The organism is Photobacterium phosphoreum, assembly GCF_002954725.1.
GTDB classification, from domain to species: Bacteria; Pseudomonadota; Gammaproteobacteria; order Enterobacterales; family Vibrionaceae; genus Photobacterium; species Photobacterium phosphoreum.
Window position 1 is genome coordinate 100,792 of the sequence record NZ_MSCQ01000004.1, and the last position, 25,873, is coordinate 126,664.

A 25,873-nucleotide genomic window follows, 5' to 3' on the forward strand; every position below is an offset into this window, starting at 1 on the left:
TCAAAATAACTTGCGCTATTTTGTATTGGTCACTCAGTTTATTGATAAATCTTTCGACTTAACTATTCAGTGAGTGCCCACACAGATTGCATGGTCAAATTGTTAAAGAACATCCTGATTTCGTTGCTAGCCAATGGCTTGCTCCGTGTCAGTGAGGTCGTAGTATAGAGAGTTCGATCACATTAGCAAGGGCTAAATTGCAATAAATTTGTCATATTTGCCCGAACGTCCAAATAACGATCAACCACCAATGTTTTGGTTGTTAATCACACGAATGTTTCGTTATGGTGGAAGAATAACTTCGTTCAGATAAGCCGTCTTATGTCATTCCTTCTCCGCCATTATCAAAACCACCAGCCGCAACTGGCGAACAATGTCTATATAGATACCACTGCGGTGGTTATCGGTAAGGTTCACATCGGAGCAGACAGTAGTTTATGGCCTTTGGTTGTTGCGCGTGGGGATGTTAATCATATTCATATTGGTCAACGCACTAATATTCAAGATGGCTCAATACTTCACGTTAGCCGAATCAGCGCAGCGAATCCTGACGGTTATCCCCTCATTATTGGTGATGACGTTACTATTGGTCATAAAGCGATGTTACATGGTTGCAAAATTGAAGACCGAGTACTGGTTGGAATGGGCACCATTATTCTCGATGGTGCCATTATTGAACATGATGTCATTATCGGTGCGGGCAGTTTAGTACCACCAAAGAAGCAGCTTTGTTCTGGCTTCCTTTATATAGGAAGCCCAGTCAAACAAATGCGTCCATTAACGGCGCCAGAGTTAATGTCATTATCACAATCAGCAGCCAATTATGTGCGTCTAAAAGATGAATACCTTACGCAGGGTTAACCATGATCACGGTAATAGCGATATTATTCATTAATGACAATATCGCCATTATCATTAAAATCTTCATTTTCAATCATGGCTTCGGCGATATCTTCAATATCAAACCGATATTCAATAAAGGTCGCGATGACGTCTTCTGGCATAGATAGCACTTGACCACTTTGTTGTTGTAACCATGATAATGGCAACCAACAATTAATCAGCGCACCACCTTGCTGAGCTGAAAAGTGAATCGCTTGTTGATCTGAGTGCCAAGTTTGAATATCAGTAAATAATATATTTTGGTTCATGTGATTTTTACTCTTGTAGAAGTCGTCTTAATTCATGTTGCACTTGTTTGGCTTCTGGATGCACCCCTCGCCACAACATAAAACTCTCTGCGGCTTGTCCGACTAACATTCCTAAGCCATCAATTGTTTTAAGCGCATTTTGTTGTTGGGCCCATAGATTAAATGCCGTCATCGTTGAGCCGTAGACCATGTCATAACAACAAGTATGCTGATCAACAATCGATGCTGGTACAGCAGGGACATTGCCACTCAAACTCGCTGATGTTGAATTAATGACCACATCAAAAGTCTGTTCACCTAATTCATCAAAAGATAACGCTTCAACATCACCATATTCAGCAAATAAAGAAGCTAATTGTTGGGCTTTGGTCAAAGTGCGATTACTTATAATGAGTGTCTGTGGCTGCTGAGCTAATAAAGGCAGAATCACCCCTCGTGCAGCACCGCCAGCACCGATTAATAAAATACGTTTATCTTTCAGTGCGACCTGTTGTTGCAATAAATCTTGCACCAAGCCTTCGCCATCGGTGTTATCACCTAAGATACCGCCATCATCTAAGCGTTTTAGCGTATTTACTGCGCCCGCTAATTGAGCCCGTTGCGTAAGTTGGGTCGCGTATTCAAAGGCTTGCTCTTTAAACGGCACCGTAATATTGCAGCCTTTACCACCATCAGTAAAAAAAGCATCCATGGCTGTGACAAAACCATCGAGTGCCACTAGCTGACTACGGTATTCCATCTTCTGACAAGTTTGACGGGCAAAGAGGGTGTGAATAAAAGGAGATTTACTGTGATTGATGGGATTACCCACCACGATATATTTGTCCATAGTCCATTACTCAAATAAAAGGGCCGCATATCGACCCTACCACTGGATGGAATAACTGCCAAACATTGCTGATACCGATTTACCATTCACGAGGATGAAGGTAATCACGACTCAAACGCGCTTCTGCAGAATCAGGGCCGGGTTGATAGCAATATTCCCAGCGCGCCAATGGCGGCATTGACATTAATATTGATTCGGTACGACCGCCACTCTGTAAACCAAATAAAGTACCGCGATCATAAACTAAGTTAAATTCAACATAACGACCACGACGATAAAGCTGAAATTCACGCTCGCGTTCGCTATAAGGCAATGGATGTCGACGCGCGACAATCGGCACATAAGCATCAATAAAACCATTACCGACAGCTTGGGTATAAGCAAAGCATTTTTCAAAACCCCATTGGTTGAGATCATCAAAAAACAGCCCACCAATACCACGGGTTTCATCACGATGGGGTAAAAAGAAATATTTATCACACCATGCTTTATGCTGTGGATAGACATCGTCACCAAACGGCGCACAAATCGCTTTCGCAGTATCATGCCAATGCTGACAATCGTCATCAAACGGGTAAAACGGAGTTAAATCAAACCCACCACCAAACCACCATACCGGCGCTTCACCGTCTTTTTCTGCAATGAAAAAACGTACATTTGCATGGGATGTCGGCACATATGGGTTATTAGGGTGGATCACTAATGACACCCCCATCGCCTCAAAACGTCGACCCGCAAGTTCCGGTCGATGCGCGGTTGCAGAAGCCGGCATCTCATCACCATAAACATGAGAAAAGTTAACGCCTGCTTGTTCAAACACCGAACCATTACGTAATACTCGACTACGACCGCCACCACCTTGCTCACGTTGCCATTGATCTTGTTCAAACTCAGCACCACTCTCTTGTTGTGCTAATGCTTGGCAAATGCTGTCTTGAAGTTGAAGTAAGAAGGTTTTTACAGCGTGCTTATTAATCTCAATTTGTTCACGATCAGTCATTAGTTACCCCTGACGGAAAATATTACCCGTTTGGGCATCTCGAATTTGTGAAGGATTAGTACGTCCTCCGGTTTCACCCTCAAGTATCGCGGCTAATTTATCCCCAAGCTGCAGTTCAACATCCGCCACCGTTCGCCCAGGTTCAAGCCCGGTTAAATTCGCACTGGTTGAGGTTAATGGTTTACCAAACTGACGACATAATTGTTGTACTAACGGATGATCAGTGACACGTACGGCGATCGTGGTAAATTGCCCGGTTAAAAAAGCAGGGACATTCGATTTGGTTGGCATTACCCACGTGACAGGCCCTGGCCATGAAGCTAAAACTGTTTGTTTCTGCTGTGGCGTTAACTGACTGTCATCAATATAAGGCAGCAACTGTTCATAATCAGCGGCAATTAAAATTAAGCCTTTTTCTACTGGGCGTTGTTTTAATGCTAATAATTTATTCACTGCCTGTTGATTATCAGGATCACAACCGACACCAAATACTGCTTCTGTTGGATAACCAACCACTTGACCTTGCTCTAATGCTGTAACCACTTGCGTAATATTTGCCACGAATTCCTCTACTCTTTAATTCAGCTGATATTTTATTTTTAGTTATGATAATCATTCTACCGACACATGCTTAACAACACCATTTAAGGTTAATCATAGCGTAACTTTCCCTACGCAAACGTTTTCCTTTGGGGTAAATCACCGTATAATGGCGTAAATTACACTTTAGTCGTTCATTACCTATAGGAGATCGGAATGAAAGTTGGAATTATCATGGGATCAAAATCTGATTGGCCAACCATGCAACATGCAGCGGAAATGCTAGAACGCTTCAATGTTGCCTACGAAACTAAAGTGGTTTCAGCCCACCGTACTCCTCACCTATTAGCTGAGTACGCTGAAACAGCCCGCAGTCGTGGCATTAGTGTGATTATTGCTGGCGCTGGCGGCGCGGCACATTTACCAGGAATGACAGCAGCGTTTACCAGTTTGCCTGTACTTGGTGTTCCGATTCAATCACGTGCATTAAAAGGCATGGACTCACTATTATCAATTGTACAAATGCCAAAAGGGATTGCTGTTGGTACGCTTGCCATTGGTGAAGCAGGTGCTGCTAACGCGGGTTTATTAGCCGCTCAAATTATTGCGATCCATAATCCTGATGTTTTAGCTGCCGTTGAAGCTTTCCGTCAACAGCAAACCGATACCGTACTTGATAATCCTAATCCAGCAGAGGATGCATGATGAAACAGGTACTGGTACTTGGTGCTGGGCAACTGGCACGAATGATGGCATTAGCAGGTGCACCGCTTAATATAAACATTATCGCCTACGATGTTATTACCACTAATGTTGTACATCCATTAACCCAACAGTGCCAATCATTATCACTGATTGAAGCAATTGCCGCGGTCGATGTTATCAGCGCCGAATTTGAACATATTCCCGCTGAGATTTTAACGCTCTGTGCCGCCAGTGGTAAATTTAGACCTCATCCTGACGCGATAAAAGCCGGTGGCGATCGCCGCATCGAAAAAACCTTATTGGATCTCGCGCAAGTTGCTAATGCACCACACCATATTATTCATACTCGCGCTGATTTAGATGCAGCAATCACCACGCTGGGTTTACCGATGGTATTAAAAACTGCCCTTGGTGGTTATGACGGTAAAGGTCAATGGCGCTTAAAAACCAGTGATCAGATTGAATCAGTATGGGCTGAAATGGCACACTGTATTGCAACCAATGATCACCAAGCAATTGTGGCCGAGAAATTTATCGGTTTTGATCGTGAAGTGTCTTTGATTGGTGCTCGAAATGCCAATGGCGACATTAAAACCTATACCCTCAGTGAAAATGTACATACTGATGGTGTACTTAGTCTATCGACTGCCATTGTTGGTGACACCGCACTTCAGCAGCAAGCACAGCAAATGTTCACGGCTGTCGCGGAACAACTCAATTACATTGGTGTGCTGGCACTGGAGTTTTTTGACGTTAATGGTGAGTTGTTGGTCAATGAAATTGCACCTCGCGTTCATAACTCAGGTCATTGGACTCAGCAAGGGGCAGAAACCTGTCAATTTGAAAACCATCTTCGAGCAGTTTGCGACTTACCATTAGGTGGCACCGAGCTTATTCGCCCTAGCGCAATGATCAATATTTTAGGTCAAGATAGCGTGCCACTGGCAGTATTGGCATTAGAAAGTTGCCACGTACATTGGTATGGCAAAGAAAAACGAGCTGGACGCAAAATGGGGCATATCAATGTTTGCGCTGCCACTCCAGAACAACTGCAATATCAATTAATGTTGTTAGGCCAACTATTACCGCAACAATATTTTCCAGCCCTGCCTCGCTAAATAACGCAAAAAAAAGCCTGCACAACAATGCAGGCTTTTAGATATTCTTTATCTATTTATTATTTTTCGGCGTCTTGATAAGCATTACATTTGCGATCAGCACATTGTAATTTAATACCACTGACTAATTTCTTTTCTAGCAACAATCCAAAACCACACTGCTGGCACACACCGACTACCGGTTTATTATTAACGGCAAAACGGCACTGTGGAAATTTATCGCACGCATAAAACAGTTTGCCATAGCGTGATTGGCGCTCGACTAAATGACCTTGATGGCACTCAGGACAATCAATATGGGTTGATTGCGATTTTTTTTCTGGTGATGCAAGGTAATTACATTGTGGGTATGTCGAACACCCAATAAACATCCCATAACGACCTTGGCGTAATACCAACGGTTGCGCACATTCAGGACACGGCATATCCAGTTGTTTAACTATATGACCATCATTTTGTTTGAGCGGCTGAATATAATCACACTCAGGATAATGGCCACAACCTAAAAATGGACCATGCTTACCAAAACGCATCACTAACTCAGCATCACATTGCGGGCATGATTGATGCTGTAACGCCTGTTCATGGGCTGAAAATAAGGGAGTATTGTCAGTGGTCATTATTAATGGAGACCCCCATCTTCTGCGCCATATAATAATTCTTCCACTTGATCATAAGCCGCTTCATTACCAGGGGCGTTAAACAACACCATCAAAATAATCCACTTTAGATCATCAAGTATAAATTCTTGAGTATCGAGCTCCATGACGCGATCAATTACCATTTCTCGAGTATCAGTATTTAGTACGTCAATTTGCTCAAGATAAAGTAAAAAGCCACGACAAGCAGTATCCATCCGTAACATTTCGTTAGCGGTATAAATACGCATTGATGTTATCGCGCTATGGTTAACATACGGTGTGTGTTCTGTTTCTTGTAAAGCAGCTAATTTTTCAAGCCACTCTAAGGACTTGTAAATATCATCCTGATGAAACCCAGCACGTAAAAGCTCCTCAGAGAGTTCGTCTTGATCCACTAACAACTCTGCTTCGCTTTGAATGTAGGTTTCAAATAGATACATAAGAATATCCATCATAACTAGCCCCTCCTCGTTCTGATATAACCACCGGGCACTGCAGTCACCCAACCAGACAGTTCTAATTCTAATAATTGCGGTAAAATTTGGTGGATGGGTTGTTTACAGCGTTCAGCAACGACATCTACGGGTGTTGCTTCGGTGCCTACGTTAGCCAACAGAGCGGGAAATGGCAATTCTTCATTTTCCTTCGTTGCTAAAGGCACGCCTATTTGATTGTTTATTGCACATTCTGTCAGACTTCCTACCTCTTCATAAATATCAGCAGGACTTTCTACCAGTTTAGCACCTGATTTAATCAGCGCATTACAGCCACGACTGGCCGGATTATGTATTGATCCTGGCAACGCAAAAACCTCTCGTCCTTGCTCTAGAGCATAACGCGCCGTGATCAGTGAACCACTTTTTTGCGCGGCCTCAATCACTAATACACCAGCAGATAAGCCACTGATAACCCGATTGCGACGCGGAAAATTTTGCGGACGAGGCTGCTCTTGCGGCCAAAACTCTGACACTAACGCGCCTTGCTCTGCAATACTAGCGGCCAATGAACGATGCCGTGCGGGATAAACCTGATCAAGCCCAGAACCTAATACCGCAATCGTTAATCCACCGGCTTGCAACGCCCCTTGATGTGCCTGACCATCAATTCCTAATGCTAAGCCACTGGTGACCACATAATGATTAGCCGCCAAAGCTTTTGAAAAATGAAACGCGGATTCACGCCCATCAATAGATGCCGAACGACTGCCAATAACCGCGATTTGGGGCGCACCTAAACAGGCAACATCACCACGTACAAATAATATCGGTGGCGGTGAAGCGATCTGTTTCAATAGATGAGGGTAATGGGGTGACGTGAGGGTCAAAATATGTTGTTGCGGAGCGTGTTGCCATTTTAATGCCTGTTGGATCCGTGATTGATTAGGCTGTAAAAAAGCCTGTATTTGTTTTGCCGTTAAACCACGTTGCTGTAATTGTTCAACCGTCATTGCCGCTAATTGTTGTGGGGTCGAATCAGCTAACAAGCGTTGAATACGGCTGCCACCGAGAGAGGGAACAGCCGCAAGTTGTAACCATGCAATAAGCTCTGTTTCTGTCATAACCACTATAAGCGTGGTGCTTGAGCAACCACTCCAGGTTTAAACGGTTGGTGATTATTAAGCACGACCGCTAAGCTAAAATATTCATAAGGACGTAATACCATCGCTTGCGCCACCGCAACCGTTCCTAATTGAGTACTGTCGGTTAATAGCGTACTGGCTTGATAATGGTATTGACCTTTTTTACCCTGCACTTCAGCGCCTGGTTTAAATAACTCAAACACTTGCCCTGCAACCATGCCATCAAGATGACCACGATCTAACACCACCACATCGTAATTAGAGATATAACTGTAACCACTTATCTGGCCTAACACGGTTGCGGATAACGATGCCGGTGGCGTCGTCGGAGAGAACGATAAATCAGTGCCAGTATCACTGCCTAATAAAGGTAATAAAATATCATTAGGAATAATCTCTTGTTGAAAACTATCAACCTTCAATTGGCTCGTCGCACCATCACTGGTAATAACCGTGACATCTGCAATTTCTTTCAGGGTTGATATTTTAGCGTTCACAACCGCTTTTTCGGTTTGCTGTTGGCTATCTGCGCGAATAAAATCTTGTTCTAAGCGGTACACGCGCCATTGACTGGTAGGAACCAATGATTGATCTGCCCACAACACGTCACCAATTGACAGATAACCGCGTTCTTCACTGGTACCAAGGATCTGGGGTTGGGTTGTCATTGCTTCAGCACTGATCAATTTATCTTGGGCGACATATGCCAACATTAAATAGCCGGGTAACGAGGTAATAGGCTGACGCACAACCCGTATTTGTGGCGATAATTTAAGGTGTTTTTTAAGACTTAACTGCGGTTTACCGTTCACCCAAATAAGATGTAATCGATCACCGGGATAAATTAAATGTGGATTTTTTATATAGCTGTTTTTTTGCCATAACTGTGGCCACGACCAAGGATTATTTAAAAATACTGCCGAAATATCCCATAAGGTGTCACCTTTTTTGACCACATAAACCTCAGGATGACTTTTTTTCAGTAGGGGTTGTGGTGCAGCAACCAACGACGGCATAAAAAGAATAAAACTAACAATAATAATCCATTGCCTCATGTGATCCGTTCCTTCGATTGCACAAATAGCGACTTAGCGATAATAAAATAATCACTCATATTGACTGAGGTTGGCATTAGCCCTTTGATATGTCGACTATTTAACTATCACCAGCCAATGCTTTTCGGCTTATGTCACTATTTAATCCCCGCTGTTACATCGAAGAAGCTTTAACTTTGCTAAGAGCTAACATTAAATTTTTTTGCCATCATCGAGTGCATTTCGCTCACCAAGTTTTGCTTAGCGCCTCTCGCCCACATTCGGTACTGTTATTTGAACGCTAAAATGACTAGAATTAGACCAACAACGCTGTATCTTTCTAGTAACCGTTAACGAGTTCGAGCCCTTATGTCTCTATTGTCAGTTTTAGTCTTTCCAGATGACCGTCTACGTACTGTAGCCAAGCCAGTTGAAGCGATTACGCCACAAACCCAGCAGATCATTGATGACATGCTTGAAACCATGTACGAAGAAGAAGGGATCGGTCTGGCGGCAACCCAAGTTGATATCCACCAACAGATTGTGGTTATTGATGTTTCTGAACAACGTGACCAACCGATGGTACTGATCAACCCTCAAATTACTGCGGCCCATGGCGATGATGGTATTGAAGAAGGTTGCCTTTCTGTCCCTACTGCACGTGGTTTTGTACCTCGCGCAGCAACGATCACTGTTGCAGCATTAGATCGTAACGGCAACAAGATCACCTTTGAAGCCGATGAGCTACTTGCTATTTGTATTCAACACGAGCTGGATCACCTAGCGGGTAAGCTATTTGTTGATTACTTGTCGCCACTTAAGCGTCAACGTATTAAAAGCAAATTAGAAAAACTGAAACGTTCACACTAACAACATTCACCATTCGAGGTTATCTTGAGCAAACCATTACGCATTATTTTTGCAGGTACGCCTGACTTCGCCGCCCGTCATTTGGCGGCGTTATTGTCTTCACAGCATCAGGTTGTTGCTGTTTACACTCAACCCGATCGCCCAGCAGGTCGCGGTAAAAAACTCACCGCAAGTCCGGTCAAAAATATCGCCTCAGAACACGATATTCCAGTGTTCCAACCAGCGTCATTACGCAATGCTGAAGCACAACAACAGCTAGCAGCCATTGATGCCGACATCATGGTTGTGGTCGCTTATGGTTTATTATTACCTCAAGAGGTACTTGATACTCCAGCGCTAGGTTGTATCAATGTTCACGGCTCAATTTTGCCTCGTTGGCGCGGTGCGGCACCGATTCAACGTTCAATTTGGGCGGGTGATAAAGAAACTGGCGTTACTATCATGCAAATGGATATCGGGCTTGATACGGGTGATATGCTACAAGTCACGACGTTACCGATTACCGCCACTGATACCAGTGCCACTATGTATGACAAACTGGCTGATCTTGGCCCTGATGCACTGATTAATTGCTTAACCAATATTGCGAATGGCACTGCGGTTGCGGTCAAACAAGATGACGCCCAAGCAAACTACGCCAAAAAATTAACCAAAGAAGAAGCCCAAATTGATTGGACCATGGACGCAACAGCCATTGAGCGCTGTGTACGTGCATTTAACCCATGGCCAATGAGCCACTTTACCGTCGCTGAGCAAACGATCAAAGTATGGCAAACCTGTGTAGAAGATGATAACCAAGGTCAACAACCAGGTACGATTTTAGCTGCCGATAAACACGGTATTGTGGTCGCAACAGCCAATGGCGCATTACGCCTATTATCACTGCAACCACCGGGTAAAAAAGCCATGTCAGCCGCGGATTTATTAAACTCGCGTCGAGAATGGTTCCAAGTCGGTAACCAACTTTAAACATCAAGGCCAGGGTTAAGTCACTGGCTTTTCTTTTTCAGATTAACCACGTAACGCCAGCATCAACGGCGTTCAGGAAACAGCTATGAATGTAAGAGCCGCAGCGGCCAAAGTAATTTATCAGGTCGTCGATCAAGGGCAGTCATTGTCTGCCGCGCTACCGTTAGCGCAGCAAGATATCAGAGAACGTGATCACGCTTTATTGCAGGAAATCTGCTACGGCGTATTACGCTGGCTACCTCGATTAGAGTCAATTACGAACGCATTAATGGATAAGCCTCTAAAAGGTAAACAACGGGTTTTCCATCATCTAATTTTAGTTGGCTTATATCAACTAGGTTATATGCGCATTCCTGCTCATGCTGCGGTTGCTGAAACAGTTGATGCCACTAAAACCCTTAAGAAAACCCAGTTACGTGGTTTAATTAATGCCGTTTTACGTAGCTACCAACGCCAAAAAGACGCGCTTGATGAGCAAGCGGTAAGTCATGACGCGGGTAAATATGGTCATCCAAGCTGGTTATTGAAATTACTTAAAGCGAGTTACCCTGATGACTACGCCGCCATCTGTGAAGCTAATAACACCAAAGCACCGATGTGGTTACGAGTAAACAGTCACCATCATGATCGTGACACTTACCGCGCCTTATTAGACGCTGAAGGTATTGCGACTGAATTACACCCACAAGCGGCAGATGCATTACGCTTAATTTCACCGTGCGATGTCACTAAACTACCGGGCTTTAGCGATGGTTGGGTATCGGTACAAGATGCCGCAGCACAATTGGCGGTTGATTATTTACAACCGCAAGCGGGTGAGTTAATTCTTGATTGTTGTGCCGCCCCAGGTGGTAAAACAGTGCATATCATGGAGCGTGTACCCTCAGCACAAGTGGTTGCGATTGACTGTGACGAGAATCGTCTTAAACGTGTGCATGAAAACCTTGAGCGTTTAAACCTTACTGCCCAAGTTTTATGTGCTGATGCGCGTTACCCTGAACAATGGTGGGATGGCGAAAAGTTTGATCGCATTTTACTTGATGCACCTTGTTCAGCAACGGGTGTTATTCGTCGTCACCCTGACATTAAGTGGTTACGCCGTGGCGAAGATATCGCTGCGCTGGCATTGCTACAGGCTGAGATTTTTGATGCGATGTGGTTACAACTAAAACCAGGGGGAACTTTGGTTTATGCGACTTGCTCAATCACACCGCAAGAAAACTGTGATCAAGTCACCGCATTTTTAAACCGTACTGCTGACGCCACCTTAATCGATAGCGATCCAGCCTCGCCGGGACGCCAGATTTTACCCGGCGAAGATGCTATGGACGGTTTCTACTATGCGGTCTTAACCAAAGCAAACTAAGATAAATCACTAACAAGAGCGGAACTTGGCTTCAAGATTCCGCTTTTTAGTCTCTTTTATATGCCACTCACTGTCGATTTTATGGCACAGTGACTGTTGGTTGGCATTACTCATCAGGCATAGGCTATGAAAATCATCATTCTCGGTGCTGGACAAGTTGGCGGCACTCTTGCTGAAAACCTTGTTGGCGAGAATAACGATATAACTATCGTTGATAAGAACCCAGACCGTCTTCGTGAACTGCAAGATAAATACGACCTTCGGGTTGTGCAAGGTTTCGCGAGTCACCCGCAAACATTACGTGATGCTGGGGCGCAAGATGCCGATATGTTAGTTGCTGTCACCAACTCTGACGAAACTAACATGATCGCGTGTCAAATTGCGTTCTCATTATTTAACACCCCTAACCGGGTTGCTCGTATTCGTTCGCCAGAATACTTACGCGAAAAAGATCAATTATTCCAATCAGATGCTGTGCCCGTTGATCACCTTATTGCACCGGAAGAATTGGTTACCGATTACATTGAACGTTTAATCGAATACCCAGGCGCATTACAGGTAGTCAGTTTTGCTGAAGAAAAAGTCGGTTTAGTGGCAGTAAAAGCCTATTATGGCGGTCCTCTAGTCGGTAACGCATTGTCAGCACTGCGCGAACACATGCCACACATTGATACTCGCGTAGCAGCAATATTCCGCCAAGGTCAGCCAATTCGCCCCCAAGGCACCACCATTATTGAAGCCGATGATGAAGTATTCTTTGTTGCCGCCAGTAATCATATTCGGTCAGTAATGAGCGAGTTACAACGACTAGAAAAACCGTATAAGCGGTTAATGATTGTCGGTGGTGGTAATGTCGGCGCAGGTTTAGCTCGCCGGTTAGAAAAAAATTACAGCGTTAAACTAATCGAGCACAATCAACAACGTGCTGAGAATTTATCAGAAATGCTCCAAGACACCATCGTCTTTTGTGGTGACGCCTCAGATCAAGAATTACTCAGTGAAGAACACATCGAACAAATTGATGTGTTTATTGCGGTAACCAATGATGATGAAGCCAATATCATGTCGGCAATGCTGGCTAAACGCTTAGGCGCCAAAAAAGTAATGGTGCTGATCCAACGGGGTGCGTATGTCGATTTGGTCCAAGGTGGCACCATTGATATTGCAATTTCACCTCAGCAAGCGACAATTTCAGCTTTGTTAACCCATGTTCGTAAAGCTGATATCGTTAACGTATCATCACTACGCCGTGGTGCGGCAGAAGCGATTGAAGCGATTGCTCATGGTGATGCCAGCACCTCTAAAGTCGTAGGCCGCGCTATCAGTGAGATCAAACTGCCTCCAGGCACCACCATTGGTGCTGTTGTACGAGGAGAAGAAGTGCTTATTGCGCACGATCGCACCATGATTGAACAAAATGATCATGTGGTTATGTTCTTAGTTGATAAGAAATATATTCCTGACGTTGAACGTCTTTTCCAACCGAGTCCCTTCTTTTTATAACTGCTTATGGTTAATTTACGTCCAATATTATTTGTACTCGGACTGGTGCTATCTAAAATAGCCCTGTTTATGTATGTACCCACTTTAGTGGCCTTTTTTACTGGCACCGAAGGTTTCATGGATTTTGCAGCGGCAGTGGTTATCACCCACTCCGTAGCATTTTTGTTACTTTCTTACGGTAAAACCGATGAGTTTAAGCTCAGTGTGCGGGATATGTTCCTGATCACGACATTAGTGTGGACTGTTGCCAGTGCCTTTGCGGCGTTGCCGTTTGTGTTTATTAATCACATCAGTTTTACCGATGCGTATTTTGAAACCATGTCAGGCATCACTACCACCGGTTCGACGGTATTAAGCGGTCTCGATCAAATGGCACCGAGTATTCTACTGTGGCGCTCCACCTTACAATGGCTCGGCGGGGTCGGCTTTATTGTGATGGGGGTGGCTATTTTACCGATGCTCAATGTCGGCGGAATGCGGCTGTTCCAAACAGAATCGTCAGACTGGTCAGATAAAAGTTCACCGCGAACCAAAAGCGTTGCCAAAAATATCATCAACGTCTATTTGATTTTAACCGTGCTGTGTATCATTGCGTTTATGCTGGCAGGCATGAATACCTTTGATGCGATTAACCACGCTTTTACAACCCTTTCAACCGGTGGTTATTCAACTTCTGACGGCTCAATGAATCACTTTTCACACAGCGCACAATGGGTTGCAACCTTCTTTATGTTTGCTGGCGGACTGCCTTTTTTATTGTTTGTCCAAGCACTAAAAAAACGCCATCCTCGCACCTTATTTGGTGACGCTCAAGTGAAGGGCTATACCTTATTTGTGGTGACGGCGAGTTTAATTGTTGCGGCCTGTTTGATCTTTAATAAAGGTTATTCAGTACTTGATGCGATGCGGTTGTCATTTTTTAATATTATCTCAGTGGTGACCACTACCGGCTTTGGTCTTGGTGACTTTACCGCTTGGGGGCCATTACCAACCATTATTTTTGCATTCACATTACTGGTCGGTGCTTGTTCTGGTTCAACCAGCGGTGGTATTAAAATCTTCCGCTTCCAAATAGCTTTTGCGCTATTACGTAAGCACATCATGCAATCTATTCACCCATCAGCATTGTTCATTCAACGCTATAACGGCCGCCCCGTAACCGATGACATCGTCCGTTCTGTGGTAGCACTGGTGTTTACTTTTATCATGACCATTATTGTGATTGCTTCAGTGTTAGCGTTACAAGGTTTAGACCCTATCACCAGTATTACAGGCGCCGTCACTGCAGTGGCTAACGTCGGTCCGGGAATGGGAACCATTATTGGCCCCACAGGTAACTTTGCTAGCTTGCCAGATCTATCAAAATGGACGTTAAGTTTAGGGATGCTAATGGGCCGCTTGGAAATATTAACCGTGTTAGTGGTTTTTGCTCCAGCCTTTTGGCGTGATTGATGCCAAATTAATTTAAACGTTAAAAACAATAAGAGAGCGCATTGCGCTCTCTTGTTTTATTCAATTTTTATCATGATTTATAGAGGCTTAATATAAAAATAAATCGCACAAAAATGACAAATTGAACCACCTAAAACAAACAAATGCCAAATCGCATGGTTATAAGGAATGCGCTTATTGACATAAAACACTACCCCGAGCGAATAGATCACCCCGCCGAGGGCCAATAACACTAATCCACCAGGCGCTAATGACATCGCTAATTGGTAAATCACAATCACTGATGACCAACCCATCGCTAAATAAGTAAATAATGACAATTTCTTAAATCGGTGAATAAAAACAATTTTAGCGACAATGCCTATCAAGGCTAAACCCCATAATATCGCCATCAACCCCAGTGCTAATGGGGTTCGTAAAGCGATCAATAAAAACGGGGTATAGGTGCCGGCGATTAATAAATAAATCGCACAATGATCAAAGATCTTTAACGGCTTTTTAGCCGTCACACTTGGAATAGCATGGTATAACGTCGAGGCGAGATACAATAAAATCATACTCACGCCATAAACAAAATAACTGATAATACTTAGCGTATCCGCATGTAAAGCAAAAGCTTTATCTAACAGTAAGTACAGACCAAAGACTGAAAATAACAATCCAAGCCCATGACTGACACTGTTCGCGACCTCTTCCGCCGTTGAATAACCTAACTCACGTTTGATCACATTATTCATGGTTTATATATCCCAAAAGACACTTAATTTAACAAATGTTATTTTTGAGCTTACACTTGTAAGCTTAAATTAAGCAACCTTTTGTTGGTCAATTTATAACACGCTTATTGGTGATAAAAAAAAGGAGCCATTCGGCTCCGTCATTAGCAATCTATTGTAATAATTCCAATGTTGCTTGCCGAGCAGCATCTGAATCATGATTTAAAATACCATCAACAATCCGTTGGTGAACGTCAAGTTGCATCACTTGCTCTCGAGTAACGACGCGAAAATAATTTTCAAACACTGCTTTAAACAAATTACCAAACGGACTAATAAAATGATTTCCAGAAGAAAAATAGACTAATTGATGGAAACGGGTATCAATTTCAACCCAACGATCCTGATCAAAATTATCTTTCATCTGGTGCATTTGCAGCATCAGTTGTTCGAACTCAAGTCGATCTTCTGCTGTCGCATGTACAGCCGCTAATGCAGCCGCTTCTGGCTCGAGGGTTAAACGTACTTTTTGATACTCAACAATCAATTGTGAATCAGCATCAAAATCTAACCAAGCTAACAAATCTTGATCAAGATAATTCCAATTTTTCTTCGGCATGACCCGTGTACCAATGCGCGGACGTGGCAATACCATGCCTTTAGCCGCAAGCATTTTTATCGCCTCACGGACAGCGGTACGACTTACGCCATACATTTCACCTAACTCAACTTCGCCCGGTAAAATTTCGCCAGGTGCAGGATCGCCAATTAAAATACGGCGACCAATAGACTCTGCTAATCGGTAAGACAAATTACGATTGGCAACAATACGTTGCTGCTCCTGATCCATAGATCCTCTCCCAAGGCCTCTGTTGTTTTACTGGCTAGGCTAACTAGTGTAATGCCTATATATCGATAATTATTGGCACCTTTATCTATAAAGGCCAAACGACACGGTGCATCAAGGGGTCAATGATTGCAATAGTTACCATAGAAACAACGTAATAATTAAATATTAGCATTTTATTGCTTATTTTATGCTCGACTTTTAATAATCAGATTGCTATCCTGCGCGCAAATTGGTTAACAACCAACCACTATTCTGATGGATGGGTTTTACCCAGTAGGGAATTTTCCCTTCAGAAATATTTTTAATTTTTTTGGCCATGGATGAGCCTGACAATAGGTGAAATATGCGCCCAGCATCCACAGTCAGGTATGCAAGTACCCCTCGTAGTCCATCACGTTTCCGTGCTAGCTCCCACGCATTACCGTTTAAGGTTAATACTAAAAAAACGGCAACAACCGAGATTCATTTAACCACCGAGGATGCGCAGTTAAAGTCGCAACAGATTGCGCCTGAACTCAACCTCAGCCAACAACAACAGCGTTAATTGTTATCTTAAGCAGCCACGGCTGCTTTTTTATTAGCTGACTGTTTGCAACAGACATACATTGAAACCAAGCTGGGTTTGTTATAATTTATTGGCACTAAAATAATGATAATACAGTCGTATAACGATTGATTCAGCCCAAGCTACGGAGTTAACAATGAAAACCCATCGCGTTAATGAACTGATTGAATTACTGCATCCTGAGTGGAAAAAAGATCCTGAGCTTAACTTAGTCGAGTTCTTACTAAAATTAGCTGCAGAAGCAAAATACCAAGGCCCACTAGAGTCATTAACAGATGATGTGCTAATTTATCATTTAAAAATGCGCAATAGCGATAAAGACGCCATGATCCCCGGCCTTGCTAAAGATTGTGAAGACGACTTTAAAACAGCTATTTTACGTGCGCGCGGCATTATTAAATAACAATCTAACCTTGTTACTGAAGCCAGTTATCACTAACTGGCTTTTTTTTGCCTAAAAATCCTGATAGCGAATAATGGTTAGCCACTAATGTTTGATTTGTTTTAATTCAATTCGCGGTTAAGCTAAGTCACTCTTCCAAGCCAGATTCAGGATTCCGTCATGGAAAAACAAAGTTTTAGTTTTGCAGATCTCAGCCCCGATGTATTACTTGATGCGTTAGATAGCGTAGAGGTTCATGCAGAGTCCGGTTTATTGGCACTCAATAGTTATGAAAATCGCGTTTATCAATTTAAAGCTGAAGATGGTCAGCGTTATGTGACAAAGTTCTATCGTCCTGCTCGTTGGAGTGATGAGCAGATCAATGAAGAGCACCAATTCACGCTCGAGCTTGAACAACAAGATATTCCCGTTGCCGCACCTATCGCTATCAATGGCACCACATTACACCATTATAATGGCTATCGATTTGCGGTATTTCCAAGCGTCGGTGGGCGTCAATTTGAAGTTGATAACTTTGATCAATTAGAATGGGTTGGGCGTTTTTTAGGGCGTATTCACCAAGTCGGTCAACGCCAACCGTTTGTGCATCGCCCAACATTAGGCTTAGAAGAATACGTTTATCAACCACGCCAAGTACTCGCCAATAGCGATTTTATCCCTGATTACCTTAAAAAAACATTTTTTGCCGATCTCGATCGCTTAATCACTGAAATTGAATCACATTGGTCAACAGATTGGCCCGCTTTACGCCTTCATGGCGATTGTCATCCTGGCAATATTTTATGGCGCGATGGCCCGATGTTTGTCGATTTAGATGATGCCCGTAACGGCCCTGCCATCCAAGATTTATGGATGATGCTCAATGGCGAACGTCACGACCAGCTAGCGCAACTCGATACTATTTTAGAAGCCTACAATGAATTTGCAGATTTTGATCCTCGCCAACTGAAATTGATTGAACCATTACGGGCCCTAAGAATGGTTCACTATATGGCATGGCTCGCAAAGCGTTGGCAAGATCCAGCATTTCCACGCGCATTTCCGTGGTTTGGCGATGCAAAATACTGGGAAGGTCAAGTTTTAGCGTTTAAAGAGCAAATATTTACTTTAAATGAAGCACCATTGCAGCTAATGCCACAATGGTAATGTAATATAAAATAACATGTTAATTACTATACCGAGCTAATATCTAGCTAACGACACGGATAATCAGGAATATCTATAAATGATGAAGAATTTACTTGCACTCGTCAGTGCTGCTTTATTGTCTTTTTCTGTTCATGCTGCCAAATTTACGGAAGGCGACTACTACAAGGTATTAGATCAACCACAATCAAGCACCCCGATTGTGACTGAGTTCTTTTCAATTTACTGCCCGCATTGTTTTCAATTTGAACCTATGATTCAACAATTGAAAACCAAGCTTCCAGACAATGCCAAACTGCAAAAAATGCACGTGTCATTTATGGGTGGTCCAATGGGTAAAGTGATGAGTAAAGCGTTTGCAACGGCCGTCGTGCTTAATGTAAATGACAAAATGCTACCGGTGTTATTTAACCGCATTCACACGCTCAACCAACCACCACGTGATGAAGCTGAAGTACGTCAAATCTTCATTGATGAAGGTATTCCCGCGGCAGAGTTTGATGGCGCTTTCAATAGCTTTGCCGTTAACTCAATGGTCAGTCGTTTTGATAAGGCCTTTAATGATGCAGGCTTAACGGGTGTACCCGCGGTTGTGGTTAATAATAAATACTTAGTTCAAACTGGCAAAATTAAATCTGCTGACGAATATTTTGAGTTAGTTAACTTTTTACTCAAAAAATAATATTACGCGACCAGCACTAATGATGATCAAAAAAGAGGCTTTAATTAGCCTCTTTTTTATTACTCTAAATTACCTGACAACTGAGTTGTTTCAATAATCTATCCATCGCTCGATATCCTAACGCTTCCGCTAAATGAGCCCGTTGAATCTGATCCTGCTCGGCTAAATCAGCAATCGTACGCGCCACTTTAATAATGCGATGATAAGCTCGCACCGATAATCCAAGTTGATGCAACGCATTTTCTAAAAACTCAGCATCTTTAAACGATAACCCACAGTATTTATCCAATTCACGGGTCGACAATAAGGCATTCACTTTGCCACTACGAGCCAACATCCGTTCGCGAGCACAATCGACTCTTGCCTTAATTACCGCACTCGGTTCACCGCGATCACCGCCCGTGGTCAGTGTACCGCGAGGCAAAGCAGGAATTTCTAACGACATATCAAACCGATCTAACAATGGCCCCGATAAGCGGCTTAGATAACGTAAAATTGCCTGTGGATTCGTCCGCGATTGATTGCCTTCGTAGTAACCCGTTGGGCTTGGATTTAAAGCACCAATCAATTGAAATCGAGCGGGAAAGGTAGTTTTAGCCGTCGCGCGTGAGATTACAATTTGCCCTGACTCCAATGGCTCACGCAGTGAATCTAATACCTTACGTTCAAACTCAGGCATTTCATCTAAAAATAATAATCCATTGTGTGCCAAAGAAATCTCACCCGGTTTCGGCACCGAACCACCGCCCACCAAAGCTGCCATTGAACTGGAATGATGCGGAGTACGAAAAGGGCGATTAAGCCAATTGCCGTGGTGTAATGATTGCTGAGTCAGTGAAGCAACTGCCGCAGTTTCAATCGCTTCTTGATGGGTCATGGGCGGCAACAGATCCCGTAAGCGAGATGCCAACATGGTTTTTCCGGTTCCAGGGGGGCCAAGTAATAATAAATTATGACTCCCTGCAGCGGCAATTTCTAACGCCCGTTTACCTTGTTGCTGACCAATAATATCTTGCATATCACGATCATCATTAACCACTGCTGATGTGTCAGTTAAGCGGGGTTGAAGATGGAGCTGTAATTGTTGTTGCCCACATAAAAATCCACAAACCGCTAATAGCGTTGGGCCTGATTTATGCTGTTTCTGCGCGACTAACGCCACTTGATCACCATTTTGATCGGGTACAATTAAACACCGTTTGGCTTTTAATGCCGCTAAAGCCGCAGGTAATGCCCCTTTCACTGGGCGTAAATCGCCTGATAATGCTAATTCACCAATAAACTCATGCTGAGCTAATCGATCAGAGGGAATTTGCCCAGAAGCAGCCAAAATGCCAAGAGCAATCGGTAAATCAAACCGTCCCCCTTCTTTGGGTAAATCGGCGGGGGCTAGATTAACCGTGATCCGTCGCGACGGAAATTCAAATTGGGCATTAATAATTGCACTTCGCACCCGATCTTTAGCCTCTTTTACGGTGGTTTCAGGCAAACCAACTAAGGTAAAACTTGGCATCCCATTACTTAAATGTACCTCAACCGTTACTGGTGGGGCTTCAACGCCCACACAAGCTCGACTATGAACAATCGCAAGTGTCATGATGACTCCACATTGACTGGCAACTCACACCATGGGGTTAATGAAATTTATCGAAGGTGTTACATCAAAGCTCCATTAATGCTGCTAATTTGCCAATAAAACCAAATTTTTTTCTTGTCATGTGACACAGATCTGTGTTACCACTTAGATATAGCAACAACTAAACAATAAAAATTGGACAATTATGCGCATAACTGCAACATCCCTAACACTCATTATTAATGTCATCGTGGTGATTATGTCACCGCGGAGGGAATTTGCAGGCGTAAGTTAACGCTACCAGAAACAGCAAAGCCCCCGCACTGAGAAGTTCGGGGGCTTTTTTAAATCAGTAAATTTAAAGATTCAAGCAGGATTGATTTTCATTTGAACCACACACGCAAGGAGCAGCGATGACAGGGGCAGAGTTAGTCGTACAAGCGCTGCAGCAGCAGGGGATAAAAACTATTTTTGGCTATCCAGGTGGGGCGATCATGCCTATCTACGATGCGCTTTATGATGGGGAAGTTGAACATATTTTATGTCGCCATGAACAAGGAGCTGCCATGGCGGCAATTGGGATGGCACGCGCAACCCAAAGTGTTGCTGTCTGCATGGCAACATCTGGCCCTGGCGCTACTAATTTAGTCACCGGATTGGCTGATGCTTTAATGGATTCGGTGCCATTAGTCGCGATTACGGGCCAAGTGGCAAGCTCACACATTGGTACTGATGCCTTCCAAGAAATGGATGTAATTGGAATGTCATTGTCGTGCACCAAGCACAGCTACTTAGTCACTGATATTAACGATCTCGCCCCAACATTAGCCGAAGCCTTTGTGGTGGCTCAAAGTGGTCGTCCTGGACCGGTTATTGTTGATATTGCCAAAGATGTGCAATTAGCCACCGCCCCCACAACACAATTACCGATCATTACGCCACCGCCAGTACCGCAGGCTACTGCAACTGCCATTGCTTGTGCCCAACAATTATTGACTCAATGCCAACGTCCAGTGCTGTATGTCGGTGGTGGTGTGCAAATTGCCAAGGCAACCGCAACCCTGCGTCAATTTCTTACCAATAATCCGATGCCATCAGTCAGCACCCTTAAAGGCTTAGGCTCAGTTGCTCGTCATGATCCACATTATTTAGGTATGCTCGGCATGCATGGCACTAAAGCCGCGAACCTTGTTGTACAAGAAGCCGATTTATTAATTGTAGTCGGAGCTCGATTTGATGATCGGGTGACGGGGAAACTCGATACTTTTGCGCCACATGCTAAAGTGATCCATCTTGATATTGATGCTGCGGAATTTAATAAACTCCGCCATGCCAACGCCCCTTTACGGGGTGATATTAATGTCATTTTACCACAGCTAGAATTAGGCCAAGATATCAGCCGTTGGTTAACCCATAGCGAGCATTTACGCAAAATTGGTAAGTGGCGTTATGACCACCTGGGCGAGTTAATTTATGCACCACATCTACTCAAACAACTGTCTGACATGATGGCGGATAACAGCATAGTCTCTACCGATGTCGGCCAACACCAAATGTGGGCCGCACAACATATTCAACCACGTGAACCTCAAAATTATATTACCTCGGCAGGGCTTGGCACCATGGGTTTTGGTTTACCCGCCGCGATGGGTGCCAGCGTTGCTCGTCCTGATTCGCAATCAATCTTAATCTCTGGCGATGGCTCATTTATGATGAATGTGCAGGAACTTGGTACCCTTAAACGCCGCCAAATTCCAGTCAAAATGGTGCTGATTAATAACCAACGCTTAGGCATGGTGCGTCAATGGCAATCACTGTTTTTTGATGGTCGCCATAGCGAGACAATTTTGGATGATAATCCTGATTTTGTGATGTTGGCGCGGGCGTTTGATATTCCCGGTAAAACCATCACTCGCAAAGAGGAAGTTGCGCCAGCACTGGCTGAAATGCTTGCCAGCAACAGTGCCTATTTATTACATGTAGTGATTGATGAAGAACAAAACGTATGGCCATTAGTGCCACCGGGCGCAGCCAATCAAGACATGCTGGAGAATACCTGATCATGGAAAGATATTTACTCGATATTAAAGCCAACGATAAACCGGTGTTACTTGAACGTATTTTACGGGTTATTCGTCACCGTGGATTTGTGATCAAGAAAGTGGATGCAACCCAAAACCACCATAGCAATATCGCCACTATAGCCATCATTGTCGATAGTGATCGTCCGATTAGCATTCTGATCAATCAAATAGAAAAACTCTGGGACGTAACCACAGTTACCACCTCACAAATCGACAATCTAGATACCATTTAAGAAGGGAACTCATCATGGCAAACACAGCTGATTATATTTGGTTTAACGGTAATATCGTTCCTTGGGCACAAGCCAATGTTCACGTTCTTACCCATGCAATGCACTACGGCACTTCTGTTTTTGAAGGCATTCGTTGTTACAACACCCCCAAAGGACCGGCAGTTTTTCGCCACCCAGAGCATATGCAGCGGTTACTTAACTCAGCTAAAATTTATCGTTTCCCGATCCCCTATAGCTGCGATCAACTCATGGAAATTTGCCGTGAAACCATTCGCGTCAACAAACTTGATTCGGCCTATATTCGCCCATTAGGCTATGTCGGTAATGTCGGTTTAGGTGTCTGCCCACCGGTTGATACCATCATGGATCTGATTGTAGCGGCATTCCCATGGGGCTCATATTTAGGTGAAGAAGCATTAGAAAATGGCGTCGATGCGATGGTTTCAAGTTGGAACCGTGCAGCACCCAATACTATACCAACAGCGGCTAAAGCTGGCGGTAACTACCTCTCATCTTTACTGGTCGGCAGTGAAGCCCGTCGTCATGGTTATGCAGAAGGGATTGCGTTAAGTGTTGATGGTTATCTTTCAGAAGGCGCAGGCGAAAATATATTTTTGGTTCGTAACGGTATTTTATCAACACCACCAACAACCAGCGCTATTTTACCCGGCATTACTCGAGATACCATCATTACCTTAGCCAAAGAACGAGGCTATGAAGTCCGTGAAGAAAATATTGCCCGTGAAGCGCTCTATCTTGCTGACGAAATATTTATGACCGGCACCGCAGCTGAAATTGTACCCGTACGCAGTGTTGATCAGATCACGGTTGGTACAGGTAAACGTGGCCCCATAACCCAACAATTACAGACTGATTATTTTGGGCTATTTAATGGCGAAACTGACGACAAATGGGGCTGGCTAGACTACGTATACCCAGCAAAGTAACAGCCGCCGATTACGTTAATTAATGACTTCAGCCATCGATAAGGTGGCTGAACTAAAAAGGATTTTATTGTTATGCCTAAGTACCGTTCAGCAACTACTACCCACGGCCGAAATATGGCAGGCGCGCGCGCATTATGGCGCGCAACTGGGGTTAAAGATGAAGATTTTGGTAAACCGATTATTGCGGTAGTAAACTCATTTACTCAATTTGTACCCGGCCACGTCCACTTAAAAGATCTCGGTCAATTGGTTGCCGCACAAATAGAGCAAGCCGGCGGGATCGCCAAAGAATTTAATACCATTGCGGTTGATGATGGTATTGCCATGGGCCATGGCGGCATGTTGTATTCATTACCTTCCCGTGAATTGATTGCCGACTCGGTTGAATACATGGTCAACGCCCATTGTGCTGATGCGATGGTCTGTATCTCTAACTGCGACAAAATCACCCCAGGAATGTTAATGGCATCACTGCGATTAAACATTCCGGTCATTTTCGTTTCCGGTGGCCCTATGGAAGCAGGAAAAACCAAGCTATCAGATCAAGTGATCAAACTCGATTTGGTGGATGCGATGATCCAAGGTGCGGATCCTTCTGTTTCTGATGAACAAAGTGAGCAGATCGAACGATCCGCCTGCCCAACCTGCGGTTCCTGTTCGGGGATGTTTACCGCCAACTCAATGAACTGTTTAACCGAAGCCTTAGGTTTAAGCCAACCGGGGAATGGTTCAATGCTGGCAACACACGCTGATCGAGAGCAGTTATTCATTAATGCAGGTAAGCGTATTGTCGCGCTGACTAAACGTTATTACGAAAAAGATGATGCCACCGCATTACCACGTAATATTGCCAACAAATTAGCTTTTGAAAATGCGATGGCACTCGATATCGCGATGGGCGGCTCAAGCAATACCGTATTGCACTTATTGGCAGCAGCTCAAGAAGGTGAGATTGATTTCACCATGGCTGATATTGATCAAATGTCACGTCGCGTGCCACAACTGTGTAAAGTTGCGCCGTCAACACCAAAATACCACATGGAAGATGTTCACCGAGCGGGTGGGGTTTACAGTATTTTAGGTGAACTTGATCGCGCCGGACTGTTCCACAATCAATGTCACAATATTTTAGGCGAGACCTTTGCAGAAAGCCTGCGCCATTACGATATCGTCCAGACCCAATCCCAAGCAGTCAAAGATTTCTTCCGTGCAGGCCCTGCGGGTATTCGTACTACCAAAGCCTTTTCACAAAATTGCCGCTGGGACACCTTGGACGATGATCGCCAACATGGTTGTATTCGTAGCCGAGAGTTTGCTTTTAGCGATGAAGGTGGATTAGCAGTGTTATCAGGCAATATGGCACTTAATGGCTGTATTGTTAAAACCGCAGGCGTTGATGAAAGCTGCTTAACCTTTACCGGACCCGCGGTCGTCTTTGAAAGCCAAGACACGGCTGTTGAAGGTATTCTTGGCGGTAAGGTCAAAGCCGGTGATGTGGTTGTGATCCGCTATGAAGGCCCGAAAGGGGGTCCGGGCATGCAAGAAATGCTCTATCCAACTACCTATTTAAAATCAATGGGACTCGGTAAAGAGTGCGCCTTGATCACTGATGGGCGTTTCTCTGGTGGTACCTCAGGATTATCGATTGGTCACGTATCACCCGAAGCCGCTAGCGGCGGTACTATTGGCTTAATCAATAGTGGCGATATGATCGCGATTGATATTCCCAATCGCAGTATCGAGTTATTAGTCGATGATGCCATCCTTGCAGGTCGTCGCGCTGATGCTGAACAACAAGGCTGGAAACCTGTCGATCGTGTACGTCAGGTGTCATTAGCACTTAAAGCTTATGCCCTGCTTGCAACGAGTGCTGATAAAGGCGCTGTACGTGATAAATCAAAGCTAGAAGGATAA

The 25,873-nt window shown here is 44.0% G+C and carries 27 protein-coding genes; 16 read left to right on the forward strand and 11 right to left on the reverse strand.

Going from position 1 to position 25,873, the window contains the following annotated elements; translation table 11 throughout:
* The first annotated feature begins 321 nt into the window (after nt 1-321).
* Nucleotides 322-861 carry a gamma carbonic anhydrase family protein gene (locus BTO21_RS19550; protein WP_045029692.1) on the forward strand — a complete coding sequence of 180 codons (540 nt, stop codon included), beginning with the start codon at nt 322-324 and terminating at the stop codon, nt 859-861.
* A 23-nt stretch (nt 862-884) separates the two neighbouring features.
* On the opposite strand, the gene BTO21_RS19555 is transcribed toward BTO21_RS19550, so the two are convergent.
* The 4 genes from BTO21_RS19555 to tsaC form a co-directional block, all read right to left on the reverse strand.
* The gene (locus BTO21_RS19555) at nt 885-1,151 is read right to left on the reverse strand and encodes a DUF1488 family protein (protein WP_045029694.1); all 267 of its coding nucleotides are present in this window, start codon (nt 1,149-1,151) and stop codon (nt 885-887) included.
* 7 nt (nt 1,152-1,158) lie between these two features.
* Nucleotides 1,159-1,980, reverse strand: coding sequence for a shikimate dehydrogenase (aroE, locus tag BTO21_RS19560; RefSeq protein ID WP_045029696.1), 822 nt, complete (start codon nt 1,978-1,980; stop codon nt 1,159-1,161).
* A 79-nt stretch (nt 1,981-2,059) separates the two neighbouring features.
* Nucleotides 2,060-2,980, reverse strand: a complete 921-nt coding sequence (hemF, locus tag BTO21_RS19565; protein WP_045029697.1) for an oxygen-dependent coproporphyrinogen oxidase — start codon at nt 2,978-2,980, stop codon at nt 2,060-2,062.
* 3 nt (nt 2,981-2,983) lie between these two features.
* Entirely contained in the window at nt 2,984-3,541 is a 558-nt protein-coding gene (gene tsaC, locus BTO21_RS19570) for an L-threonylcarbamoyladenylate synthase type 1 TsaC (RefSeq protein WP_045029699.1), read from the reverse strand.
* Nucleotides 3,542-3,736: 195 nt separating this feature from the next.
* Here tsaC and purE point away from each other — a divergent pair, with 195 nt between their 5' ends.
* The gene (purE, locus tag BTO21_RS19575) at nt 3,737-4,225 is read left to right on the forward strand and encodes a 5-(carboxyamino)imidazole ribonucleotide mutase (RefSeq protein WP_045029700.1); all 489 of its coding nucleotides are present in this window, start codon (nt 3,737-3,739) and stop codon (nt 4,223-4,225) included.
* Entirely contained in the window at nt 4,225-5,343 is a 1,119-nt protein-coding gene (locus BTO21_RS19580) for a 5-(carboxyamino)imidazole ribonucleotide synthase (RefSeq protein ID WP_045029702.1), read from the forward strand. The genes purE and BTO21_RS19580 overlap by 1 nt, the downstream gene beginning before the upstream one ends.
* Before the next feature lie 59 nt (nt 5,344-5,402).
* Here the strand turns inward: BTO21_RS19580 and BTO21_RS19585 are convergent, their stop codons facing one another.
* Genes BTO21_RS19585 through BTO21_RS19600 form a run of 4 tightly spaced genes read right to left on the reverse strand, consistent with a single transcriptional unit; the run spans nt 5,403 to nt 8,618 of the window.
* Nucleotides 5,403-5,963: a DNA topoisomerase family protein gene (locus tag BTO21_RS19585; RefSeq protein WP_045029704.1), complete on the reverse strand. Its 561-nt coding sequence runs from the start codon at nt 5,961-5,963 to the stop codon at nt 5,403-5,405.
* Nucleotides 5,964-5,965: 2 nt separating this feature from the next.
* Nucleotides 5,966-6,439, reverse strand: coding sequence for a DUF494 family protein (locus BTO21_RS19590; protein WP_045029705.1), 474 nt, complete (start codon nt 6,437-6,439; stop codon nt 5,966-5,968).
* A 2-nt stretch (nt 6,440-6,441) separates the two neighbouring features.
* Nucleotides 6,442-7,542: a DNA-processing protein DprA gene (dprA, locus tag BTO21_RS19595; RefSeq protein WP_045029707.1), complete on the reverse strand. Its 1,101-nt coding sequence runs from the start codon at nt 7,540-7,542 to the stop codon at nt 6,442-6,444.
* Between the two features lie 5 nt (nt 7,543-7,547).
* Nucleotides 7,548-8,618: a LysM peptidoglycan-binding domain-containing protein gene (locus BTO21_RS19600; protein WP_045029709.1), complete on the reverse strand. Its 1,071-nt coding sequence runs from the start codon at nt 8,616-8,618 to the stop codon at nt 7,548-7,550.
* Nucleotides 8,619-8,966: 348 nt separating this feature from the next.
* Here BTO21_RS19600 and def point away from each other — a divergent pair, with 348 nt between their 5' ends.
* From def to BTO21_RS19625, 5 genes are all read left to right on the forward strand, one after another.
* Nucleotides 8,967-9,467 carry a peptide deformylase gene (def, locus tag BTO21_RS19605; protein ID WP_045029710.1) on the forward strand — a complete coding sequence of 167 codons (501 nt, stop codon included), beginning with the start codon at nt 8,967-8,969 and terminating at the stop codon, nt 9,465-9,467.
* A gap of 24 nt (nt 9,468-9,491) precedes the next feature.
* Nucleotides 9,492-10,436: a methionyl-tRNA formyltransferase gene (gene fmt, locus BTO21_RS19610; RefSeq protein WP_045029712.1), complete on the forward strand. Its 945-nt coding sequence runs from the start codon at nt 9,492-9,494 to the stop codon at nt 10,434-10,436.
* 85 nt (nt 10,437-10,521) lie between these two features.
* Nucleotides 10,522-11,802, forward strand: coding sequence for a 16S rRNA (cytosine(967)-C(5))-methyltransferase RsmB (gene rsmB / locus BTO21_RS19615; protein ID WP_045029713.1), 1,281 nt, complete (start codon nt 10,522-10,524; stop codon nt 11,800-11,802).
* 126 nt (nt 11,803-11,928) lie between these two features.
* On the forward strand, nt 11,929-13,305 hold the full coding sequence (gene trkA, locus BTO21_RS19620; RefSeq protein ID WP_045029715.1) for a Trk system potassium transporter TrkA: 1,377 nt from the start codon (nt 11,929-11,931) through the stop codon (nt 13,303-13,305).
* 6 nt (nt 13,306-13,311) lie between these two features.
* The gene (locus BTO21_RS19625; RefSeq protein ID WP_045029716.1) at nt 13,312-14,757 is read left to right on the forward strand and encodes a TrkH family potassium uptake protein; all 1,446 of its coding nucleotides are present in this window, start codon (nt 13,312-13,314) and stop codon (nt 14,755-14,757) included.
* A gap of 77 nt (nt 14,758-14,834) precedes the next feature.
* Here BTO21_RS19625 and trhA read toward each other — a convergent pair whose 3' ends face one another.
* Together trhA and BTO21_RS19635 are read right to left on the reverse strand one after the other, a co-directional pair.
* Nucleotides 14,835-15,494: a PAQR family membrane homeostasis protein TrhA gene (gene trhA / locus BTO21_RS19630; RefSeq protein WP_045029718.1), complete on the reverse strand. Its 660-nt coding sequence runs from the start codon at nt 15,492-15,494 to the stop codon at nt 14,835-14,837.
* A gap of 151 nt (nt 15,495-15,645) precedes the next feature.
* Nucleotides 15,646-16,323, reverse strand: a complete 678-nt coding sequence (locus tag BTO21_RS19635; RefSeq protein WP_045029720.1) for a FadR/GntR family transcriptional regulator — start codon at nt 16,321-16,323, stop codon at nt 15,646-15,648.
* A gap of 343 nt (nt 16,324-16,666) precedes the next feature.
* On the opposite strand from BTO21_RS19635, the gene BTO21_RS19640 reads away from it, so the two are divergent.
* The 4 genes from BTO21_RS19640 to BTO21_RS19655 all read left to right on the forward strand — a co-directional run bounded on the left by BTO21_RS19640 (nt 16,667) and on the right by BTO21_RS19655 (nt 19,119).
* Complete coding sequence (locus tag BTO21_RS19640; RefSeq protein ID WP_045029721.1) at nt 16,667-16,867, forward strand: hypothetical protein; 201 nt, start codon at nt 16,667-16,669, stop codon at nt 16,865-16,867.
* 157 nt (nt 16,868-17,024) lie between these two features.
* A complete protein-coding gene (locus BTO21_RS19645; RefSeq protein WP_045029723.1) occupies nt 17,025-17,291 on the forward strand; it encodes a YihD family protein in 267 nt (88 codons plus the stop codon).
* 159 nt (nt 17,292-17,450) lie between these two features.
* Complete coding sequence (locus tag BTO21_RS19650; RefSeq protein ID WP_045029724.1) at nt 17,451-18,437, forward strand: serine/threonine protein kinase; 987 nt, start codon at nt 17,451-17,453, stop codon at nt 18,435-18,437.
* An 82-nt stretch (nt 18,438-18,519) separates the two neighbouring features.
* Complete coding sequence (locus BTO21_RS19655; RefSeq protein WP_181314149.1) at nt 18,520-19,119, forward strand: thiol:disulfide interchange protein DsbA/DsbL; 600 nt, start codon at nt 18,520-18,522, stop codon at nt 19,117-19,119.
* A 64-nt stretch (nt 19,120-19,183) separates the two neighbouring features.
* Here the strand turns inward: BTO21_RS19655 and BTO21_RS19660 are convergent, their stop codons facing one another.
* Nucleotides 19,184-20,716, reverse strand: coding sequence for a YifB family Mg chelatase-like AAA ATPase (locus BTO21_RS19660; protein ID WP_045029727.1), 1,533 nt, complete (start codon nt 20,714-20,716; stop codon nt 19,184-19,186).
* Nucleotides 20,717-21,108: 392 nt separating this feature from the next.
* On the opposite strand from BTO21_RS19660, the gene ilvG reads away from it, so the two are divergent.
* The 4 genes from ilvG to ilvD all read left to right on the forward strand — a co-directional run bounded on the left by ilvG (nt 21,109) and on the right by ilvD (nt 25,873).
* A complete protein-coding gene (gene ilvG / locus BTO21_RS19665; protein ID WP_045029729.1) occupies nt 21,109-22,755 on the forward strand; it encodes an acetolactate synthase 2 catalytic subunit in 1,647 nt (548 codons plus the stop codon).
* A 2-nt stretch (nt 22,756-22,757) separates the two neighbouring features.
* Nucleotides 22,758-23,012: an acetolactate synthase 2 small subunit gene (gene ilvM / locus BTO21_RS19670; protein ID WP_045029730.1), complete on the forward strand. Its 255-nt coding sequence runs from the start codon at nt 22,758-22,760 to the stop codon at nt 23,010-23,012.
* 11 nt (nt 23,013-23,023) lie between these two features.
* Nucleotides 23,024-23,959, forward strand: a complete 936-nt coding sequence (locus tag BTO21_RS19675) for a branched-chain amino acid transaminase (RefSeq protein ID WP_181314150.1) — start codon at nt 23,024-23,026, stop codon at nt 23,957-23,959.
* A 72-nt stretch (nt 23,960-24,031) separates the two neighbouring features.
* Nucleotides 24,032-25,873, forward strand: coding sequence for a dihydroxy-acid dehydratase (ilvD, locus tag BTO21_RS19680; protein ID WP_045029734.1), 1,842 nt, complete (start codon nt 24,032-24,034; stop codon nt 25,871-25,873).

Excerpts from the sequence above, each read along its gene's own strand:
- BTO21_RS19590 (WP_045029705.1), bottom strand. The coding sequence starts at position 6,439 with ATGATGGATATTCTTATGTATCTATTTGAAACCTACATTCAAAGCGAA.
- def (WP_045029710.1), top strand. The coding sequence starts at position 8,967 with ATGTCTCTATTGTCAGTTTTAGTCTTTCCAGATGACCGTCTACGTACT.
- ilvD (WP_045029734.1), top strand. The coding sequence starts at position 24,032 with ATGCCTAAGTACCGTTCAGCAACTACTACCCACGGCCGAAATATGGCA.
- BTO21_RS19645 (WP_045029723.1), top strand. The coding sequence starts at position 17,025 with ATGAAAACCCATCGCGTTAATGAACTGATTGAATTACTGCATCCTGAG.
- rsmB (WP_045029713.1), top strand. The coding sequence starts at position 10,522 with ATGAATGTAAGAGCCGCAGCGGCCAAAGTAATTTATCAGGTCGTCGAT.
- ilvM (WP_045029730.1), top strand. The coding sequence starts at position 22,758 with ATGGAAAGATATTTACTCGATATTAAAGCCAACGATAAACCGGTGTTA.
- BTO21_RS19625 (WP_045029716.1), top strand. The coding sequence starts at position 13,312 with ATGGTTAATTTACGTCCAATATTATTTGTACTCGGACTGGTGCTATCT.
- BTO21_RS19580 (WP_045029702.1), top strand. The coding sequence starts at position 4,225 with ATGAAACAGGTACTGGTACTTGGTGCTGGGCAACTGGCACGAATGATG.
- hemF (WP_045029697.1), bottom strand. The coding sequence starts at position 2,980 with ATGACTGATCGTGAACAAATTGAGATTAATAAGCACGCTGTAAAAACC.
- BTO21_RS19550 (WP_045029692.1), top strand. The coding sequence starts at position 322 with ATGTCATTCCTTCTCCGCCATTATCAAAACCACCAGCCGCAACTGGCG.
- BTO21_RS19640 (WP_045029721.1), top strand. The coding sequence starts at position 16,667 with ATGCGCCCAGCATCCACAGTCAGGTATGCAAGTACCCCTCGTAGTCCA.
- BTO21_RS19600 (WP_045029709.1), bottom strand. The coding sequence starts at position 8,618 with ATGAGGCAATGGATTATTATTGTTAGTTTTATTCTTTTTATGCCGTCG.
- dprA (WP_045029707.1), bottom strand. The coding sequence starts at position 7,542 with ATGACAGAAACAGAGCTTATTGCATGGTTACAACTTGCGGCTGTTCCC.
- BTO21_RS19555 (WP_045029694.1), bottom strand. The coding sequence starts at position 1,151 with ATGAACCAAAATATATTATTTACTGATATTCAAACTTGGCACTCAGAT.
- BTO21_RS19660 (WP_045029727.1), bottom strand. The coding sequence starts at position 20,716 with ATGACACTTGCGATTGTTCATAGTCGAGCTTGTGTGGGCGTTGAAGCC.
- BTO21_RS19585 (WP_045029704.1), bottom strand. The coding sequence starts at position 5,963 with ATGACCACTGACAATACTCCCTTATTTTCAGCCCATGAACAGGCGTTA.
- BTO21_RS19650 (WP_045029724.1), top strand. The coding sequence starts at position 17,451 with ATGGAAAAACAAAGTTTTAGTTTTGCAGATCTCAGCCCCGATGTATTA.
- BTO21_RS19635 (WP_045029720.1), bottom strand. The coding sequence starts at position 16,323 with ATGGATCAGGAGCAGCAACGTATTGTTGCCAATCGTAATTTGTCTTAC.
- trkA (WP_045029715.1), top strand. The coding sequence starts at position 11,929 with ATGAAAATCATCATTCTCGGTGCTGGACAAGTTGGCGGCACTCTTGCT.
- BTO21_RS19655 (WP_181314149.1), top strand. The coding sequence starts at position 18,520 with ATGAAGAATTTACTTGCACTCGTCAGTGCTGCTTTATTGTCTTTTTCT.
- trhA (WP_045029718.1), bottom strand. The coding sequence starts at position 15,494 with ATGAATAATGTGATCAAACGTGAGTTAGGTTATTCAACGGCGGAAGAG.
- aroE (WP_045029696.1), bottom strand. The coding sequence starts at position 1,980 with ATGGACAAATATATCGTGGTGGGTAATCCCATCAATCACAGTAAATCT.
- ilvG (WP_045029729.1), top strand. The coding sequence starts at position 21,109 with ATGACAGGGGCAGAGTTAGTCGTACAAGCGCTGCAGCAGCAGGGGATA.
- purE (WP_045029700.1), top strand. The coding sequence starts at position 3,737 with ATGAAAGTTGGAATTATCATGGGATCAAAATCTGATTGGCCAACCATG.